Origin of the sequence: Lactococcus formosensis (assembly GCF_037892375.1) — a bacterium.
Classification (GTDB): Bacteria; Bacillota; Bacilli; order Lactobacillales; family Streptococcaceae; genus Lactococcus; species Lactococcus formosensis.
Genome location: NZ_CP141721.1, coordinates 376,158 through 394,912 on the forward strand (window position 1 = coordinate 376,158; position 18,755 = coordinate 394,912).

The 18,755-nt window shown below is 38.8% G+C and carries 19 protein-coding genes; 6 read left to right on the forward strand and 13 right to left on the reverse strand.

All coding sequences use genetic code 11. The annotated features are described in order from the left end of the window. Positions 1-13 precede the first annotated feature (13 nt). From VNN39_RS01825 to VNN39_RS01840, 4 genes are all read right to left on the reverse strand, one after another. Positions 14-802, reverse strand: coding sequence for an inositol monophosphatase family protein (locus VNN39_RS01825; RefSeq protein ID WP_096368671.1), 789 nt, complete (start codon positions 800-802; stop codon positions 14-16). After that, positions 768-1,049, reverse strand: a complete 282-nt coding sequence (locus tag VNN39_RS01830) for a UPF0223 family protein (RefSeq protein ID WP_096368672.1) — start codon at positions 1,047-1,049, stop codon at positions 768-770. Before VNN39_RS01830 ends, VNN39_RS01825 begins: the two co-directional genes overlap by 35 nt. 23 nt (positions 1,050-1,072) lie before the next feature. Further along, entirely contained in the window at positions 1,073-1,465 is a 393-nt protein-coding gene (gene spx / locus VNN39_RS01835; RefSeq protein ID WP_003133982.1) for a transcriptional regulator Spx, read from the reverse strand. 136 nt (positions 1,466-1,601) lie between these two features. Beyond that, a complete protein-coding gene (locus VNN39_RS01840; protein WP_165714304.1) occupies positions 1,602-2,129 on the reverse strand; it encodes a DUF1273 domain-containing protein in 528 nt (175 codons plus the stop codon). Positions 2,130-2,387: 258 nt separating this feature from the next. Between VNN39_RS01840 and recU the strand changes: the two genes are divergently transcribed. Genes recU through VNN39_RS01855 form a run of 3 tightly spaced genes read left to right on the forward strand, consistent with a single transcriptional unit; the run spans position 2,388 to position 5,784 of the window. Next, entirely contained in the window at positions 2,388-3,038 is a 651-nt protein-coding gene (gene recU, locus VNN39_RS01845) for a Holliday junction resolvase RecU (protein WP_017369393.1), read from the forward strand. Positions 3,039-3,069: 31 nt separating this feature from the next. Beyond that, a complete protein-coding gene (locus VNN39_RS01850; RefSeq protein WP_165711871.1) occupies positions 3,070-5,154 on the forward strand; it encodes a transglycosylase domain-containing protein in 2,085 nt (694 codons plus the stop codon). Between the two features lie 3 nt (positions 5,155-5,157). Continuing rightward, positions 5,158-5,784: an MBL fold metallo-hydrolase gene (locus VNN39_RS01855; protein WP_096368675.1), complete on the forward strand. Its 627-nt coding sequence runs from the start codon at positions 5,158-5,160 to the stop codon at positions 5,782-5,784. A gap of 97 nt (positions 5,785-5,881) precedes the next feature. Here VNN39_RS01855 and VNN39_RS01860 read toward each other — a convergent pair whose 3' ends face one another. Continuing rightward, positions 5,882-6,808: a glucosaminidase domain-containing protein gene (locus VNN39_RS01860; RefSeq protein ID WP_165711870.1), complete on the reverse strand. Its 927-nt coding sequence runs from the start codon at positions 6,806-6,808 to the stop codon at positions 5,882-5,884. Positions 6,809-6,990: 182 nt separating this feature from the next. Between VNN39_RS01860 and cysK the strand changes: the two genes are divergently transcribed. Next, on the forward strand, positions 6,991-7,911 hold the full coding sequence (gene cysK, locus VNN39_RS01865) for a cysteine synthase A (RefSeq protein WP_165713119.1): 921 nt from the start codon (positions 6,991-6,993) through the stop codon (positions 7,909-7,911). Between the two features lie 111 nt (positions 7,912-8,022). On the opposite strand, the gene VNN39_RS01870 is transcribed toward cysK, so the two are convergent. The 5 genes from VNN39_RS01870 to VNN39_RS01890 form a co-directional block, all read right to left on the reverse strand. Beyond that, positions 8,023-9,168, reverse strand: coding sequence for a cysteine desulfurase family protein (locus VNN39_RS01870; RefSeq protein WP_338998078.1), 1,146 nt, complete (start codon positions 9,166-9,168; stop codon positions 8,023-8,025). 246 nt (positions 9,169-9,414) lie between these two features. Then, on the reverse strand, positions 9,415-9,690 hold the full coding sequence (locus VNN39_RS01875; protein WP_003133973.1) for an HU family DNA-binding protein: 276 nt from the start codon (positions 9,688-9,690) through the stop codon (positions 9,415-9,417). A 117-nt stretch (positions 9,691-9,807) separates the two neighbouring features. After that, on the reverse strand, positions 9,808-10,392 hold the full coding sequence (locus VNN39_RS01880) for a YpmS family protein (RefSeq protein WP_096368679.1): 585 nt from the start codon (positions 10,390-10,392) through the stop codon (positions 9,808-9,810). Next, positions 10,382-11,206, reverse strand: coding sequence for an SGNH/GDSL hydrolase family protein (locus VNN39_RS01885; protein ID WP_308003517.1), 825 nt, complete (start codon positions 11,204-11,206; stop codon positions 10,382-10,384). Before VNN39_RS01885 ends, VNN39_RS01880 begins: the two co-directional genes overlap by 11 nt. After that, positions 11,199-12,035 carry a DegV family protein gene (locus VNN39_RS01890; RefSeq protein ID WP_003133969.1) on the reverse strand — a complete coding sequence of 279 codons (837 nt, stop codon included), beginning with the start codon at positions 12,033-12,035 and terminating at the stop codon, positions 11,199-11,201. The genes VNN39_RS01885 and VNN39_RS01890 overlap by 8 nt, the downstream gene beginning before the upstream one ends. A 167-nt stretch (positions 12,036-12,202) precedes the next feature. On the opposite strand from VNN39_RS01890, the gene trhA reads away from it, so the two are divergent. Further along, a complete protein-coding gene (trhA, locus tag VNN39_RS01895; RefSeq protein WP_338997768.1) occupies positions 12,203-12,856 on the forward strand; it encodes a PAQR family membrane homeostasis protein TrhA in 654 nt (217 codons plus the stop codon). Positions 12,857-12,864: 8 nt separating this feature from the next. On the opposite strand, the gene VNN39_RS01900 is transcribed toward trhA, so the two are convergent. After that, positions 12,865-15,981 carry a DNA polymerase III subunit alpha gene (locus VNN39_RS01900; protein ID WP_338997769.1) on the reverse strand — a complete coding sequence of 1,039 codons (3,117 nt, stop codon included), beginning with the start codon at positions 15,979-15,981 and terminating at the stop codon, positions 12,865-12,867. 106 nt (positions 15,982-16,087) lie between these two features. Here VNN39_RS01900 and VNN39_RS01905 point away from each other — a divergent pair, with 106 nt between their 5' ends. Beyond that, positions 16,088-16,264 (forward strand): DUF2929 family protein, encoded by a 177-nt coding sequence (locus tag VNN39_RS01905; protein ID WP_017369403.1) that lies wholly within the window; start codon positions 16,088-16,090, stop codon positions 16,262-16,264. Positions 16,265-16,300: 36 nt separating this feature from the next. Here VNN39_RS01905 and VNN39_RS01910 read toward each other — a convergent pair whose 3' ends face one another. Together VNN39_RS01910 and VNN39_RS01915 are read right to left on the reverse strand one after the other, a co-directional pair. Further along, positions 16,301-16,918 (reverse strand): sugar O-acetyltransferase, encoded by a 618-nt coding sequence (locus VNN39_RS01910; protein WP_213495666.1) that lies wholly within the window; start codon positions 16,916-16,918, stop codon positions 16,301-16,303. A gap of 102 nt (positions 16,919-17,020) precedes the next feature. After that, complete coding sequence (locus VNN39_RS01915; RefSeq protein WP_017369405.1) at positions 17,021-18,625, reverse strand: CTP synthase; 1,605 nt, start codon at positions 18,623-18,625, stop codon at positions 17,021-17,023. Positions 18,626-18,755 lie beyond the last annotated feature (130 nt).

Consider the following 18,755-nt stretch of genomic DNA (forward strand, 5'->3'; position numbering starts at 1 on the left):
CTTTTCGTCAACTTTACAGGATTATGTCTGTCCCTTGTATTAATTGTTCAACTAAATGTGCAGGTAGGCTATAAACGTACTGGCGGTCTGTAAGATTGGGTTTTTCCCCTTCAAAGGTTTTAGTCACAAAACCGAGTTTTTCGGTCAGAATACCTCCCGCGGCATAATCCCAAGGTTGCAAACGGCTAAAATAAGCAACTGTTTTTCCCTCAAGAAGGTCCGCATAAGCTATCCCAGCACTGCCTAACATCCTTACTCCTAAAGTATTCAAACTAAAGTTTGTTAGGTTATATAAATTTTTACGATAAATCATTGAATTGATTGAAAGCAGACTTTTTTCAAAAACTTGAGGTTTGTAAGAAAGTAACCGATCATTACAAAAAACTTCTTGCGCATTATTCCAATAAAGTTTGTCCGCCATTACATCAAGGATTAATCCAAATTGTGGCTGCCCTTTTTCATAATAAGCCAGCATCACAGCAAAGTTGTCTTGCTGTACAACAAAATTTATCGTGCCATCAATCGGATCCAATACCCAAAAATTTGCTTGACTGCGATCAAAATCCGCAGTATTTCGTCCTGCTTCTTCTGCTAAAATTTTATCCTCAGGATAAGACCTACTAATTTCTTCAATGATGATTTCTTGAACCTGATGATCAAAATTTGTCACCAAATCACTAAAATTACTTTTTTGCGAAACTTCCAAAGTTTGATGAATATTATCACGAAGAAAAGCACCAGCTTCTCTCACCCAAGTTTTTGCTTGTTTAAGCTTTTTCAGAGCGAACAAATTGTCTTTCACTCGCTTGTACCTCCTTGACGGCACGATAAAGCGAATAACCACTGTTTTCTTCGAATTCTCGTCCCAGCTGTTTTTCTTGCATCTTAGAAGGAACAATCTTCTTGAATGCCTTATAAGCTTCCAAAAACTCTTCCTTGTTCACTTTACTCTCATAAAAATTTTCGACTTGATTGAAAAAAGAGAGTACTGCAGTCATTTCAGCAGTACTCCAACTTAAATCAAGTGGATATTGATAATTAGCTTTCATTATTTCCACTCTCCCATATGCAGTTAGAAGTCGTTTACCGCACGTTTCATTTCCGCGCGACGATAATGACGAGGTAAGAAAGCACGAATCTCGTCTTCATTAAAACCAATTTGTAACAAACGATCATCTGTGATAATCGGCCGGCGCAAAAGGTTCGGATACTCTGTCACAAGATTAATCAACTCATTAATTGTCAACTCATCAAGATCCAAAGCAAGTTTTTGAAATATTTTTGACCGAATTGAAATAATATCTTCCGTTCCGTTTTCTGTTTTTGACAAAATTTTACGTAAGTCATCATTTGTCATCGGCTGTGTCAAAATGTTGTGCTCCGTATAAGGGACACTGTGTTTGTCCAACCATGCGCGCGCCTTACGGCAGCTTGTGCATGAAGGCGATAAGTATAAATCAACCACTTTCTTTCCCCATTCTATCTAGGCTGTAACCAATTATTAAACTTGAGCAGCGCTATTATTTGTTACTTATTATACCAAAAATTATAGATTAAAAAAAGTGCGTTTTTTTACTATTGTGTAAGATTTTATGTCTATGTTACATATTGTTCATATCGTCACAAATTTCTTGTAAATCTTCAAATCTAATCAATTCCATATTATAATTTGATGTCTTTTGCATCCTATCCGTAATAAAATGGAGCTTGGTTTCGTTTTCTTCGTCATATAAAACTAAAGAACCATCCGAATTTTCAAGCAAAAAATCGTTATACTGACGAAATTGACTTGGACTTTCGTAATCTTCGTAAGCATATTTAACATAATCTACATCTTTAAATTCACGTAATTTGTCTTGATTCGCCTCATTCCAGTTCTGTCCTTGCGTTTCAAAGGGAAATATACTAGCAATGTGAAAATTGTATTCTGTTTGTAATTCTTTAGAAACTTGCAATGCCCAATATTCAAAGCCAAGACTCCCCGTAAAAATCACCCATTTTAGTCCTTGATCCAAGTAAGCTTCCAACCTTCTTTTAAAAGCTCTCTTGATAATCGATATTTTTATATCTTTTTCATCAAAAATCCCCAGGTCAAAGGCTGTATAACCTGTAATAAGCAGCGTCTTCATAACCAAAACTTCCTTGTTAAATATATATATTCGTACTTTATTTTTATTGCCCAGATTATCCAAAGTCTATTTTCTATCAATTTATGCAATAAAATAAAGCAGCTGTCCTTAGTGCTCGCACTAAAATTTCAAGCAATAAAACTAAAAAGAATCTCTACAATAATATGTTCTTTTAACTATTACAGTCCAAAAGGCAAATAATTTGCTATAATTACATTATACAATAGAAGTAACAATTTAATATATGGAAACACACACATGCTAAAATATCCTCAAGGATTAAATAAACAAAGAAAAATATTTTCAGAAAAACAAACGGAGAAAAAAGTGGTGCATAACACTGCGAAAAGTGCTCCGAATATGGTAAAATCTAAATCGGCAGTAAAATTTGGTAAACGTGGAATGAACTTTGAAGCAGAGATTAATGCGACGAATGATTATTATCTCGCACATGATATCGCTGTGATCCATAAAAAACCAACGCCTATACAAATTGTAAAGGTGGATTATCCCCAACGTAGCCGTGCTAAAATTACCGAAGCCTACTTTAGACAGGCTTCAACGACAGATTATTCTGGCGTCTACCAAGGAAGATATATTGATTTTGAAGCCAAAGAAACCCATCAGAAGACAAGTTTTCCTCTGAAAAATTTTCATGAGCATCAAATCGTCCATATGTCTAAAGTTCTTGAACAAAAAGGGATTGCCTTTGTTCTTTTACACTTTGCGTCTTTGGGCGAAACTTACTACTTGCCTTCTGAGAATTTGATTCGTTTTTATCAAGAGAAAAAAGGTTTGAAATCTATCCCTCTTGATTACATTAAGCAACATGCTTACCAAATTTCATCAAATCAGATTCCTAGGATTCCATACTTGGATATCGTTAATCAACTTTGCGAGGTGAATTAAAATTCCTACTAATAAACGAAAAAAATCAAAAATGAATCGAAATACAAACACAACAGTCAAAAGGTCCCTCATTTCGACATTGAAATGGGCTTTAATTCTTATTTTTTCAACAATCATCCTGACTTTTGTTGCTGCTGGTGCACTCTTTATCTATTACGCTAAAGATGCCCCAAAATTAGACATGAGTAAATTACAGTCACCACCATCAACTGTAGTCTATGACAAGGACGAGAAAGTAATTGCCACCCTTGGAGCTGAACAGCGCGATTTGGTACAGACTGATAATATCCCTGTCATGCTCGTTAATGCTGTAACCTCGATTGAAGACCGTCGCTTTTTCAATACACGTGGTGTTGACCCAATACGTATTGCTGGTTCTTTAGTTAATAACTTGCGTGGCGGACATATCCAAGGTGGTTCTACCTTAGATATGCAGTTAATTAAGCTGTCTTTCTTCTCCACAGACTCCGCAGACCAAAACATGAAAGTCAAAATTCAAGAAGCTTGGCTTGCCTTACAGCTGGACCAAAAATGGTCGAAAGAGCAAATATTTACCGCTTATGTTAATAAAGTCAATATGGCAAATGGTTATTACGGTATGGGCACAGCTTCTCAAGCTTACTACAACAAACCCTTAACCGAGTTGTCTATCGCACAATTAGCCCTACTCGCGGGTATGCCACAAGCGCCAAATACTTATAATCCTTATAAAAATCCAGAAGCAGCAAAATATCGTCGTGATTTGGTTATCAATTCGATGTACCGTAATGGTAAAATTACGGAGAAGCAAAGAGATGAAGCCATCAATACACCGATCGATGATGGTTTGCAAGATTTGAAGAGTGGTGTAAATATCCCTGACTATGCCAATGACTTCATCAATGAGGCCATTAAACAAGCCAATCGAGAAACAGGGACAGACGCACCGAATGCTGGGTTAAAGATTTATACCACACTTGACAGCAAAGCGCAGGAAAATCTATTCAACATTGTCAATACCAATGATTCTGTACCATTCACTGATGACGAACTTCAAGTTGCTTCAACTTTGATTGATACACAGACAGGTGGCGTTGCTGCCCAAATCGGTGGACGTAAGCAAGAAATCGTTCCTTTTGGCTCAAATCAAGCTACAGAACCTACTCGTGACTGGGGTTCAACGATGAAACCACTCATCGACTACGCACCTGCCTTTGAAAATGGCATTTATACAAGCACTGCCCAAACCATTTCTGACTCTGGTCCCTATTTCTATCCCGATGCTCAAAATATTCAATTGAATAACTGGGACAATCAGTATCTGGGAAATATCTCCGTACGACAAGCTTTAGCACTTTCACGTAATATCCCAGCCATTAAAACTTTAGCTGCTGTAGGACTAGATAATGCGACCGCTTTTGCCAATAAACTTGGCTTTAAGTATCCTGTACAAACTGGTACGGATAGCGAAGGAAAAGCCATTTATGAGCCTGGAAATATGGTCTTCTCAAATGGGATTTCTAGTAATTCAATCAGCAAGGACTCTCAATATGGTGCAAGTTCTGAACGTATGGCTGCTGCCTATGCTGCTTTTTCGAACGATGGTATCTACACAAAACCTTACTATGTTTCAAAAATTGTGATGCCTGACGGCTCGACAAAGACTTATGAGCCAGAGCGCACACGTGCGATGAAGTCCTCAACTGCTTACCTCATTACCGATATTCTCAAAGATGTTATCAAAGGAAATGACGGAACAATACCTGCTCTTTCTACAGGTCTTTATGCGCAAACTCCTGGCCTTCCTGAAGCAGGGAAGACCGGAACTTCCAACTACGATGATGCTGAGTATCCAAAAGCACTTGAAACAGCTGGAATCACTCAAGCTCAGCTTCAAGGTGGTTCAATGGCACCAGACGAAAACTTTGTTGGTTACACACCACAATATTCTATGGCTGTATGGACAGGATATAAAAATAGACTACAGCCTGTCTATGGTGAAAATATGTACGTCGCTGCTAAGGTTTTCAAAGCAATGATGACGGATTTATATCCTGATCCAACATCAGTTGCAGACTGGCAAATGCCAAGTGATGTCGTAAAACAAGGTTCTGACCTTAGTGTAACAGGAAATTAATTTATGAAAATCGAGAAAATCGTTAGTGAAATTGCTCAGGAAAATGCTTATATCCTGAGCAATTCTGCTTTGAGTATACTTATTGATCCTGGAAGTCAACCAGAAAAAATTATTGAAAAACTCCACGAAATTGACAAACCTTTAACTGCTATTCTCCTCACGCATGCACATTTTGACCACATTATGGGACTCGATGCTCTCAAGGAAGCATATCCCAAAGCTAAAGTCTATCTGCATGCAAATGAAAAAGAGTGGCTAAAAAAACCCGAGCTCAATGCTTCAGCCTTAATGATGCCTTCGCCTGTCATTTGTAAGAGTGATGCAGATGAATATTATGACTGTGATACCCCTTATAATCTCTCTGGGCTGAGTTTCCACGTGCGTCATACTCCTGGGCATTCTACCGGAGGGATTAGTCTAGTTTTTGAAGAAGAAAAACTTGTTTTTTCTGGTGACGCACTTTTTGCCGATGCAATTGGAAGAACAGACCTCCCCACTGGAAATCACAGTCAACTACTGCAATCTATTGAGGAGAAACTTTTTACACTTCCCGAAGACTATACAGTTTATCCTGGGCACGGTCCAAGAACGACAATCGGAAAAGAAAAGCTTTATAATCCATTTTTCTAATATAAAAAGCCCATACGGGCTTTTTATTAGGTTTAATAAACTTCTAGAAATTTTACTCAATAAAAAAATAGCTCTACTTGAGAGAGCTATTTTTTTATTATACAGATAATGTTTGTCCAGGATAGATATTCCCTGTGATACCGTTTATTGCAGCAAGATCATCTGCTGTTCTTCCATAAGCAGAAGCAATTGATGTTAATGTATCGCCTGATTGGACAGTGTAAGAGCTAGAAACGGTACTTGTAGCCATCGTTGTAGCACTTGTAGTTGATGTGGTCGTTGCAGTAGTTCCAGCTGATGGAATTTGGAGGACTTGGCCTTGCATGATATGATCTGTAGCTGAGAGACCATTTTGGGAAAGAATTGCATCCATTGATACACCATAGTGCGCTGCAATATCATAGACTGTATCGCCCTCTTGAACAGTATAAGTTTGTGTACCGTATGAACTTGTATCTGTAGAAGTTGTAGTTGTCACATAGCTTGTTGTTGAAGTTGTAGCTACTTCTCCGCCATCATAAGCTGTTAAACCATATTGCGCAATAACAGCATTTAATTTTGAGGCATAATTTGGATCTGTGGCATAGCGTCCTTGCAACCAAGCCGTTGCATCTTGATAAGAGCTTGTATTTTCACGCCAAACACCTGAATACAAGAAAGAGCCACGTAATAAACGTGCTTGTGCTGCACAAGCCTCTGCAACTGAAGCATAAGCTTGGAAAGGTTCCACGACATTATGCATTTGCCCGTCAAGAAATTCTTGGGTAGGCAAATAAACTGGATTTCCTGAAGTATATTTCACTCCAAAAATATTGTTATAGTTCACAGCCAATGCACTTTGTCCCGCACTACTTTCCAAAATACCTTGGGCGATCATAACTGATGGATAAAGACCATACTCATTTGCGACTGGAGTTGCTGCTTCAGCCAATTCTTGTACTGACATTGCTTGAGCTTTTACAGCCCCAAGGCTTGTAAGAGCTACAGCTGCTGCGCCAAATAAAAATTTGTGTTTTGTATTCATTTTAAAAACTCCATAAATAAAATATTCATTATTCTTAAGTATATACTATTTATTATCTAATGTAAAACTATATAACCCTTGATATTATATTTTTATAGCGTTCATTCGCTTTTTTTATGTAAAACTGATAAAGTAGGTTTTATAATAAGAAGCAGGATCATCAAAGATAAAAGGAGAACTTTATGTCTAAAATTTATGAAAACATTACTGAACTTATTGGTCAAACACCCATTATTAAACTTCGAAATCTTCCTGAAGACAGTGCGGAAGTTTATGTTAAACTCGAGGCATTTAATCCTGGAGGCTCTGTAAAAGATCGCATTGCACTCAATATGATTCGTCAAGCAGAGCGTGATGGCCTTCTAAAAGCGGGGGGAACCATTATTGAGCCGACTTCTGGTAATACAGGTATTGGGCTTGCCTTTGTTGGCGCTGCTTTAGGCTACAAGGTTGTAATTGTCATGCCAGAAACCTTCTCACTCGAACGCCGCAAATTGATTCAGGCTTATGGTGCCGAACTTATTTTAACTCCTGCTGCTGGAGGGATGAATGAAGCCATTGCCACAGCAGAACGTCTTGCAGAAGAAAAAGGCTGGTTCCTCCCCCTTCAATTTGACAATCCGGCTAATCCAGCTGCCCACGAAACCACAACAGCTGTAGAGATACTAGAAGCTTTCGGCGAAACCGGGTTAGACGCTTTCGTGGCCGGTGCTGGTACCGGGGGTACTATTTCTGGTGTCTCACATGTGCTGAAAAAAGCTAATCCTAAGCTCAAAAGTTATGCCGTAGAACCTGCAAGCTCTCCTGTCTTAACAGGCGGTCAACCACAGCCACATAAACTTCAAGGGATTGGTGTTCCATTTATCCCGAAAGCATTGGATACTTCTTCTTATGATGAAGTAATTGATGTCCCGGTGGAAGAAGCTTTTGCTACTGCTCGCAAAATTGGTTTTAGTCAAGGTTTCCTTGTAGGGATCTCAAGTGGTGCAGCGATTTGGGCTGCCCTTGAAGTAGCTAAGGAGTTAGGAAAAGGCAAAAAAGTCTTGACCTTGTCTGCAGACAATGGCGAACGCTATCTCTCTACCGAACTGTATGATTTTTAATTCTTAAACTCTTAACTTAAGAGAAAAATCAATAGTTGTATTTTAGCCAACTCTTTGCTTAAACAACAGATAAAAAAGCTCCGACACTTAATCGGGGCTTTTATTCTTTTATCAATTCGCCACTTTAAGCATTTCTTGATAAATGTTGCGGAAGATTGTAAGAAAGGCTTCAATCTCTAACATATTATTTGTATGGTCCAGACTGACACGTACAGCGCTGGTTGCAAGATCAGGTTTGACATGCATCGCCATGAGCGTACCGGCAGCAGCATTTTTCTTAGAAGAACAGGCAGATGTTGTTGAGATGAAAATCTCATGTTTTTCAAAAGCATGAACAACAACTTCTCCTCTCACTCCGCGAATTCCAAAGGTCAATATATTTGGTGCGAAGTCATCCATTTCCGAAAAGAGGATAATTTTTTCTTGATTAGAGAGTTCTTCGAAGATGACCGCTTTCATTTGCCGAATTTTTTCAACTTTATGATCAAAATCTGACAATGCAAGACGAAGCGCCTTAGCTGTAGCAGCGATTCCTGCTACATTTTCAGTTGTCGAGCGCTTGTTAATTTCTTGACCACCACCATGTAAAAGAGGGGCTAGGCGTTTTCCTGATTTGATGTAAAGGAAACCTACTCCTCGTGGACCATGGAATTTATGTGCTGAAAATGTTGCAAAGTCCACACGTTCCACCATAAAGTCCTCAAGTGCAATTTTACCAATGGCCTGTACAGCATCTATGTGAAAGGAAATGGTAGGGCGATTTTCTAAAAGCTTAGCAATTTCTTTAATCGGTTGAATAGAACCTATCTCGTTATTTACAGCCATGACAGACACCAAAATTGTATCTTCCCGTATTAATGCCTCAAGTTCTGATACTTGAACAAAGCCTCGTTCATCAACAGGTGCTTCATCAATCTCAAAGCCTTGCGTAGCCAACCATGCTGCAGTATTTTTAACTGCGGGATGTTCGATAGCTGAGATAATAATGTGCTTACCGAATCTTTCCTTTTCATATGCCACACCTTTTAATACCCAGTTATCGCCTTCTGTTCCACCGCTGGTGAAGAAAATTTCCTCGGATTTAACATGAAGTAAATCCGCAATCTGGCGGCGTGAAGCGTCCAAAAGACGTGTTGCAGTCGTTCCTAAACTGTGCAAGCTCGAGGGATTTCCCATAATTTTAGTGGCTACATCTGTATATGTACGTAAAACTTCTGGATTTATAGCTGTAGTAGCTGAATTATCAAAGTAAATGATTTTAGTTTCCCCATTTCTGAATAACATTTAGCAGCTCCCTTAGCTTAAATAAAAGAAAGCTTTTTTCATCCTTACATTCTATCACTTTTTTCGCGCTTTTTACAGCTTGAAAATCGTTAGGAGCACAACTGTTTACCATCATTTAGTTTTCCTATAAATATCGATACGGGATGGAAAACTTTTAGAATAACATCAACAATAAAAAAATACCATGGTTAACCACGGTATCAGTATTTCTACGCTAGATTATTTAACAGCGTCTTTCAAAGCTTTACCAGCTTTAAATGCAGGAACTGTAGTTGCTGCGATTTGGATAGCTGCACCAGTTTGTGGGTTGCGTCCTTCGCGAGCTGCACGTTCACGAGTTTCGAAAGTACCGAAACCGATAAGTTGAACTTTTTCTCCTTTTGCGAGGAATTCAGTTACTGATTCACCGAAAGCGTTAACTGCTTTTTCAGCATCTTTTTTAGTCAATCCAGCTTTTGCTGCAACTTCAGCAATAAGATCTTGTTTGTTAGCCATTTTAAAAATGTCCTCCATATTTTGTTTTACCTGTTCTTATTAGGCACTTTTCATTTTATCAAATGTTGTGTCCCTTTGCAAGCCTAAACAGCGTTTTTCTGCGGTTTTTAGCTGATTTTAAGGTTGAATCATCAAATTAAAAGTAAAGTTTCCACTGACTAAATCTAGCTGATTTGCTTTTAAGTATAAGTTATCTGCTAAGGCAAGTTGTGGTAAATGTAATATGACTTGGTCCTTCGTCGGCAAAACTTCGACAAAGTTTGGAAGTTTAATACTTGACTTCACATAAGCGAGAACAGCGCTTGTAGGTAAGTTCAATGTCCCTGCCGAGACGTTCTTCACTTGAAGCGCAACAGAACCATCATTTAAAGCCAGAGGTTCGAAATAGATATAGAGCGGAATTTTTTGACCAAAAAGTTGGTACGAGGCTTCTAATACAGCTTGACTGTTCGATAAATAGAATTTGTAGCTCATCTCTGATGTCTGAAAATCTTGTAAATAAGTATTAATAAGCTGGTTTAACTGGTTACGATCCGTCGTTATTTTGGCAACTTCTGTCGTCTCTGTAGGCTTACTTCCTTGTCCTAAAGATTGTTGATCTCGTACATTAAATACGCGACTCGAAATGAAAGCAAAAGTTCCTAGATTAATTGCTAATAGGGCAAGAAAGAGCCATTTCCAGATTGTTTTTTTATTTTTCATTGATCACCTGATATTCTTTGAACACTGCATCAGCCATGATTTGATAGCCAATGTTGTTGGGGTGGAAACTATCTGCTGTATAAAGGAGGTCATTGATTTGGGATTGATTTTCAGAAATACCTTTCTCCCCTCCAATTCCTTTGTAAAGCAAATCATTAATGGCAATAAAGCTTGTACTTTTCTCTTCTTTTACAGTTTCTTCCGTCGCGATATTCCAATTATTAATGATTGTTTGCAAGGCCGTTATATTAGGAAAATTCATATAGAAAGGATTATAAATACCTAAAACATAGACATGAGCCTTAGGATTATTTAGCCGAATAGTATCAAATATTTTTTTCAGTTCCGTTTGATAATTGCGCGCAGGTTGCTCAAAATCTTTTTCTTTAAGTTTTGAAAGATGAGCAGCATTATCTCGGATGACTTTCATGACGTCATTGCCACCAACAGTTAAAGTGATAAAATCCGCATCTTTTATAGCTGCTTGAATATCTCGGCTCTGTATTTTATCGTAGATTTGTGTACTGGTATCACCCGCATGACCAAAGTTTTGTAACTCTACTTTTTCTGTGGTTTGGTTTTCTACCTCTTTTGCTAAAAGAGGGACGAAACCACCCTGGCCTGTTGCATCACCAATACCTTCTGTTAATGAGTCTCCCAACGCCACGTAATTCAAGGTATTATTTTGATTCTGTACTTCTTCTTTTAAACGGTTGCCAGCTGGAGCACTCAGCAAAGAAAGCAAACAGAATACAAGTAAACTTGCTAGCAAAAAGCCAGCAAGTTCAAGAATAATTTTCAGTTTTTTATTCATAATCAATCATAACAGCCCAAGCACCCGGTCCTGTATGAGTAGCAATGGTAGAGTTCGTATCTAAGATAGAAATAGGTTTTTCTACAAATTTTTGCAAAGCTTCCTTCGCTTTATTAGAAAAATCAAGACCCTCTACATGTGAAATACCAATCTCACGAATCTTACGCCCAGAGCTTGCGATATGTTCTACTGTTTCATCTAACCATTTTGTAAAGGTCTTATTTCCACGTCCTCGTGTCATTACCCCCAACTCACGGTTTTTAAGCTCCATCACGATACGTACATGCAAAAGACTTCCTACGATCCCTGTTGTACGACTGATACGTCCTCCTTTAACCAGGTTTTCTAGCGTCGAAATCCCAATAAAAAGTTCTGTATTTTCACGTACATGATTTATTCTCTCTAAGATTTCTTCTTTTCCGAGACCTTCTTTAGCTAATCGTGCAGCTTCCACTACTTGGAATTTTAAACCTTGGTCCGTGAAATCACTATCAAGAACTGTTACATCACGACCAGAAAGCATTGCTCCTTGACGCGCTGCTTGTACTGTACCGCTTAAACTTTCAGTGATATGGATGGAAATAATCGCATCTTCTTCGCTGGCAATTTCTTCATATTTTTCTGCAAAGACCCCTACAGGAGGTTGGCTTGTTTTAGGCAACGCCTTTGAAGCCTTCATTTTTTCCATAAATGAGTCCAAGGGTAAGTCTGAATCAAGGTAAGTTGTACCGTCAATAGTTACCGATAATGGAACTACAGTAATATCAAGTTCTTCTACTAATTCTGGTTCAATCGTTATTGATGAATCTGTCACAATTTTAATTGTCATATTTTCTCCAAATCAAAATAAAAAGACTTCGATTTCTTTTCTAAACAATCTATGTTAATATATATTAATATTATACCAAATGAACTGCAATTTCGCTAATGCTCTTTTTCAAATTTATAAATATTTTGATTTTGGAAAGCGAAATTATTGTGGAAAGAAGGAGATCAATGGAAAAGCCAGCTTCTCGTGCTTATCAAATTGTCGACCAGGTCTTTAATGCCATCACACACGGGATAGGAACTGGTCTTGCTATTACAGGACTTGTTTTACTCATCCTTAAGGGAGTAGCCAATCACTTACCGATACAGATTGTTGCCTTTTCAATCTATGGTGCCTCTCTTGTACTGCTTTTTCTCTTTTCAACTTTGGCACATAGTCTTCACTTTACACGCGCCCAAAAAGTTTTTCAAGTTTTTGATCATAGCGGTATCTTTTTACTCATCGCTGGGACTTATACACCTTACTGCCTCGTTACTTTAGGAAATTGGTTAGGCTGGGGGATGTTAGCACTTGTTTGGCTCTGTGCAATCTTAGGAATCGTCGTTACAGCTATCTATCTTCCACGATGGAACACAGTACCTCGTGGCTCAACTGTTCTTTATATCGTTATGGGATGGGTTATTCTTTTTGCTATTTACCCTCTCTGGCAACTTCTTCCTGCCTATGGCTTCTGGTTTTTAGTTGGAGGAGGGGTGATCTACTCTGTCGGCGCTATTATTTATCGTTACAAATTCCCCTTCGCTCACGTGGTTTGGCATCTTTTTGTTCTGGGTGCCGCAATGCTGATGTGGTTCTCCATCTATGGTTATGTTGGCTCATAAGAAAAACGCTATTTATAAACAGCGTTTAAGACATAGGTTTTCAACTTATTCAAAAGTAAATCATTTTCTTCCACATAGACCTGAGTCTGTGTGGTTTTTTTTGTATCAGCAAAATGCAGAATAACTTGTATCCCCCCAGGAAATTCACGTAAAATTTGAGAAACGCGTGAATTATGACTTGCATCTTCAAGATTTAGCCACAGTTTACGCTGTGTGTCTTCTACTTCAATAACACGATCAGCAAGCATTTGCAAAGCATCATTTCTTTCAGAAACTTTCCCAGAGACTAAATAAAATTTTCCTTTTTCAAGATTTGCCATAAACCGCCGATAATTTTCTGGAAAAAGAGTAATATCAAAATTTTCCTTACTGTCAGTTGTCGATAGGAAAGCCATTGTCTCCCCAGTCTTTGTACGGTGGGTACGCACGGCAAGCAGTTCGACTAGTACAGTCGCTCGCTTATTTTTTTGCAACTCGGTCAGTGCTGTAAAATTTGTTTTCAGTTTAAGCGCTAAAGATTGCAAAGGATGAGGCGTAATCCCAACGCCTAAAAATTGCTTTTCAAACTCATATTTCTCTGATTGTAGATAATCCTCTGCATCTTGAAAAGAGAATTTTAAGGCAGAATCTCGAAAAAGATCCAGTTGGATATTTTGGTTATAATCAATCAAAGTCGGTAAGTTCTGGGCAAGCTTCCCTCTGTTCCTATCTTGCTCATCAAAGGCTCCAATTTGCACAAGAGGAAGTAAATAATCTTCTTTCTGGAAATTTTGCGGTAAACTTTTTACAAGATTGGCTAAATCATTAAAGGGTCTATGTTCAACAATCCAGAATGCCATATCTCGTGGAATGGTCCGTACATTTGCTAAGCCTAAGGCAATTTTTCCATTTTCTACTCTGTCATGATAGGGCATCCGATTAATGAAAGGTTGCTCCATTTGGAAATCATTATCCAAAGCGTCTTGAATCATACTCTCTCTTTTGCGATCTCGCAGTTGGACCTCATAAAATTCATCGGGATAATTCGCCTTGAAGTAGGCAATTTGAAAAGCTAAAGCAGCATAAGCATAGGCATGGGAACGGTTAAAACCATAGTTAGCAAAACGTTCAATCAGACGGTATATCTCCATAGCTTGTGCTTCAGTATGCCCAAGCTTCAGACTACCTGCTAAAAATTCAGCTTGGAGCTCTTCAAATTCTTTTCCTTTCTTCTTTGAGATTGCACGGCGGAGCAAGTCAGCCTTACCCAAAGAGAAGCCAGCAAAGCGTTGTGCAACTTGCATGATTTGTTCCTGATAAATCATAATGCCATAAGTCGGGGCTAATATTTCTGTCAGAGTCTCGTCAACGACTTCTACTTTTTCCTGTCCGTGACGTCGAGCAACAAATTGTGGAATAAACTGTGAAGGGCCTGGACGAAAAATAGATGTCGCATCAACAATATCCTCAAACTTTGTTGGGGCTAGATTACGCAAGAAACGTCTCATCTGTGGATTTTCAAATTGAAAAATACCTAGAGTATTTCCAGCGCGAAAAAGTGCTAATGTTTTTTCATCTTCTAAATCAATGTGCAAGGGATCAATACGCACGTTTTTACGTTGTTGTACTAATTCGCACAAACGCTCAATTATCGTTAAATTACGTAAACCCAAAAAGTCGATTTTTAAAAGCCCGATTGCTTCGACATCCAGTGCCTCATACTGTGTGAGTGCCAAATCATCGGATGGTTTTAGAGGGACGTAATTGACCAAAGATTCTTGGCTTAACACTACGCCTGAAGCATGTGTTGAGGTTTGACGGGGTAATCCCTCAATCCGAGTAGCAATCTCATATACTTTTTGCAAACGGCTATCGCGCAAAACTTCAGCCTTAAGCCTAGGGTTTTCCTCGTATTCATCACGAAGGGAACCAAAACGTTGTCCAAGCATCCGTGTAAGAGAAGAGAGCTCAGCCTCATTCATTCCAAAAGCTTTTCCTACATCACGTAAAGCTTGACGTTTACCCAAGGTCGAGAAAGTTACAATCTGTGCCACGTGGTCACTTCCATATCGTCGCTTCATATAAGCAAGTAACTCGGAACGTTTGGTATCGGGCATGTCAATATCGATATCGGGCATCGCGACACGCTCTGGATTTAGGAAACGCTCAAAGAAGAGATTATTTGCCACAGGATCAACATGAGTAATCCCCAATGTGTAAGCTACTAATGAACCAGCAGCAGAGCCGCGCCCCATCCCACAGTAGATAGCATTTTCACTTGCATAGCGTAATAAGTCCGCAACGATAAGGAAATAATCATCAAAACCCATCTGATGAATGACCGAAAGTTCATGTTCAAGACGTGTGCGATAAACTTCTCCTATAGGCAGATGGGCTTCTGCTCTTTCGCGTAAGAGTTCCGCAGCATCTCTTTGTTTATCAAACTGAGGTAATCCTAACTTTTCACTAAAGTCATATGAAATATTTTCCACTAAATTTTCAAGATTATCTAAAGCTTGAGGATAATTCTTAGCATATAATTTTTCATAGACTTCTGGCCTCTGTAAAAGTTCAGCATTTGATAACGTCAACTCTTGATTGTAAGGTATTAAGTCACGTATCGCATGCAGAACTTCAAGGCTTTCATTATCGGCCTGTGACAAGTAGCGTACAGGGTTGAATGGAAGGGGGGGAAACTGAAGTGATATTTGCTCGGTGCTAGTAGGCAAGACTCCCACATATACTTCTGCCTGAATCTGTGAAAGGGCAGAGAGATTTGCATAAGACTCGGGTACCACCAAAGCCACATCTTTTAAAAAGCTCTCAATATCAGAAAAACGGTGGCGTCCGTAATTATAGCTGGAGGATATTTTTAAAAGGTTTTTATAACCCTCAGTATTTTTTGCAATAAAACTAAAGGAAACAGGTAAGGTTTCTAGCTCAAAAACAAGCTCAATTCCAATAATGGGCTGTATGTTTTTCTTTTGCGCTTTAATAGCAAAGCGATAAGCACCATGTAGATTTCCAACATCGCAAATGCCGAGTTGTTTATAGCCCATTTTTTCTGCCATATTCAGATAATCATCCACTCGGACAACACTGTCTAAAAAACTGTACTCTGTTTTGGTGTTGAGTTGTGCAAACATATGACCCCTTTCTCCCTTGTTTTTATACTTTTTTCGCATAATTCTTGAATTTTAGCTCTAATAGTATTATACTTTATTTTGAAGAAAAATCGAAAGAAGAATTATTATGAAAGTACTTGTAACTCTTTTCTGGTCAGCCGTTATCGGCGAAGTTGTAGGTTACATCATGACCGCACTCGCTGGGGTAGCTGACAAGCCGTTTAGCACTTTGGTTGTCTCACTGGTATTCGGACTTTTTGTTTTACTCATTAGTAAAGTCGGAGTTGTGGAACCAAAGCATTAATCTCTCTTTCAAAGACCGATCAAAAAAAGCAGGTTTTTAATCTGCTTTTTTTGTGTCATAATAATCCTTTTCTTGTAGCTCCCAATACTCTTGATCTGTCTCACTAATTTCTCTTAAAATACGTGCCGGATTTCCCACAGCGATGACATGTGCGGGCAGATCTTTAGTAACTACTGCTCCTGACCCTACAATCGTTCCTTCGCCAATACTAACACCTGGATTCACAATAACACCTGCACCGAGCCATACACGATCGCCAATAGTGATTGGTTTTGCATATTCAAGCCCTCGAACCCGAACAGCTGCATCGATAGGATGCAATGGTGTAATCAGGCTTACGCGAGGTCCAAACATTACATCGTCTCCAATAGTGATGGGCGCAACATCCAAAAAGGTACAATCCACATTGGCATAAAAATTTTCACCAATGTGTGTGTTAAAACCATAATCGACTTGAAGTGGCGGATTCACATAAATAGATTTTCCTGTACTCCCAAACAATTGTTTCTCTAAAGCAATAATTTCTTTTTGATCCATTAGGCTGGTTTGATTTATCTTTTGGGCAAGTACTCTTCCTGGTTGTGGATCATACTCTTTTTCAATCTTGGATGCACTGTAAAGTTGCCCTGAAATCATACGTTGATATTCTGACATTGTTTCTCCTCTCAGTATTGCAACAAGTATATCAAATTGTGATAGGAAAAAATATTAAAAAGTAAAAATAAAAATCCCCAATTTCAGTAGGGATTTTTATTTTTACATGTTTTCCACTGCAGCTTTAACAAAGGCTTGATAAAGTTCTTCTGGACGGTTTGGACGTGATTGTAATTCTGGATGATATTGACAAGCCACGAAGAATTTCTTGTCTGTCAACTCAACGATTTCAACCAAACGATTGTCAGGAGAAACACCAGAGAATGTGAAGCCCGCCGCTTCAAATTGTTCACGGTATTTATTGTTAAATTCATAGCGGTGGCGGTGACGACGTTGAACAACATCCGCATCGTTATAAGCCGCACGTGCTTTAGTATTTGCTTTAAGTTTTGATGGGTAAAGACCTAAGCGTAAAGTCCCTCCCATGTCTTCAACATCGACTTGATCACGCATGATATCGATAATTGGATATGGTGTTTCTGGGTTTAATTCGTAAGAATGCGCCCCTTTCATGCCTAAAACATTGCGTGCAAACTCCACGCAAGTCATTTGCATACCAAGACAAATACCCAACATTGGCACATCATTTTCACGGGCATAACGGATAGCCGAAATCTTACCTTCTGAACCACGTTCACCAAATCCACCAGGGACGATAATACCATGTGCATCTTTCAAACGTGCAGCAGCATTACTATCGTCTAAGTCATTTGCATTCACCCAGTCCAATTCAATGTCACTATCTGCTGGATATCCCGCATGTTTCAAGGCTTCTGTCACTGAGATATAGGCATCTGGTAACTCTACGTATTTACCAACCAAAGCGATTTTGACTTTTTTCTTAAGGTTCATCACATGGTCAACCATTGCTGCCCATTCGGTCATATCAGCTGCAGGGGCGTCAAGTTTCAAATGATCACAAACGATTTGATCCATGTTTTGCTCTTGCAAGTTTAATGGAATTTGGTAGAGATGTTCCACATCAAGAGACTGGATAACTGCTTCAGGATCAACATCACAATACATGGCTACTTTGTCGCGCATTTCGCGTGTGATTGGAACTTCTGTACGAAGCACCAACATATTGGCCTGGATACCATATTCACGCAATGTTTTTGTCGCATTTTGTGCAATTTTTGTTTTTAACTCACCAGCTGCACGCAAGTGAAGAATTGGTACAGTGTGAATATACATCACATTATCTGAACCCACTTCTGCCTTCATTTGACGTAAAGCTTCAATGAATGGCAAAGATTCCATATCACCTACTGTACCACCAACCTCAGTGATGATAACATCTGCATCAGTCATTGTTGCTGCACGCTTAATTTTTTCTTTTAATGTATCTGTAACGTGAGGTACCATTTGAACTGTGGCTCCAAGATACTCCCCTTTACGCTCTTTACGTAAAATTTCAGAGTAAACTTTACCTGAAGTTACATTTGAGTATTTATTAAGATTGATATCAATAAAACGCTCATAGTGTCCTAGGTCAAGGTCTGTTTCAGCGCCATCGTCTGTAACAAAAACCTCACCGTGTTGATAAGGGCTCATTGTCCCTGGATCAATATTAAGATATGGGTCAAATTTTTGTACAGTTACTTTAAGGCCACGGTTTTTGAGCAAACGTCCCAAAGACGCTGCAACAATACCCTTACCCATTGATGATGTACCACCACCTGTGACGAAAATATACTTAGTTGCCAATGCGAAATCTCCTCTGTTTTCTATATTAAGCCTGGGAAAATATGATGGAAAAATAGTTGCTTTTTATTTTTCCTAATGAGGCGCTTAGGCAAAGCTCCATAGAGCTTGCCGTCCATCATTTAGTGGTTTT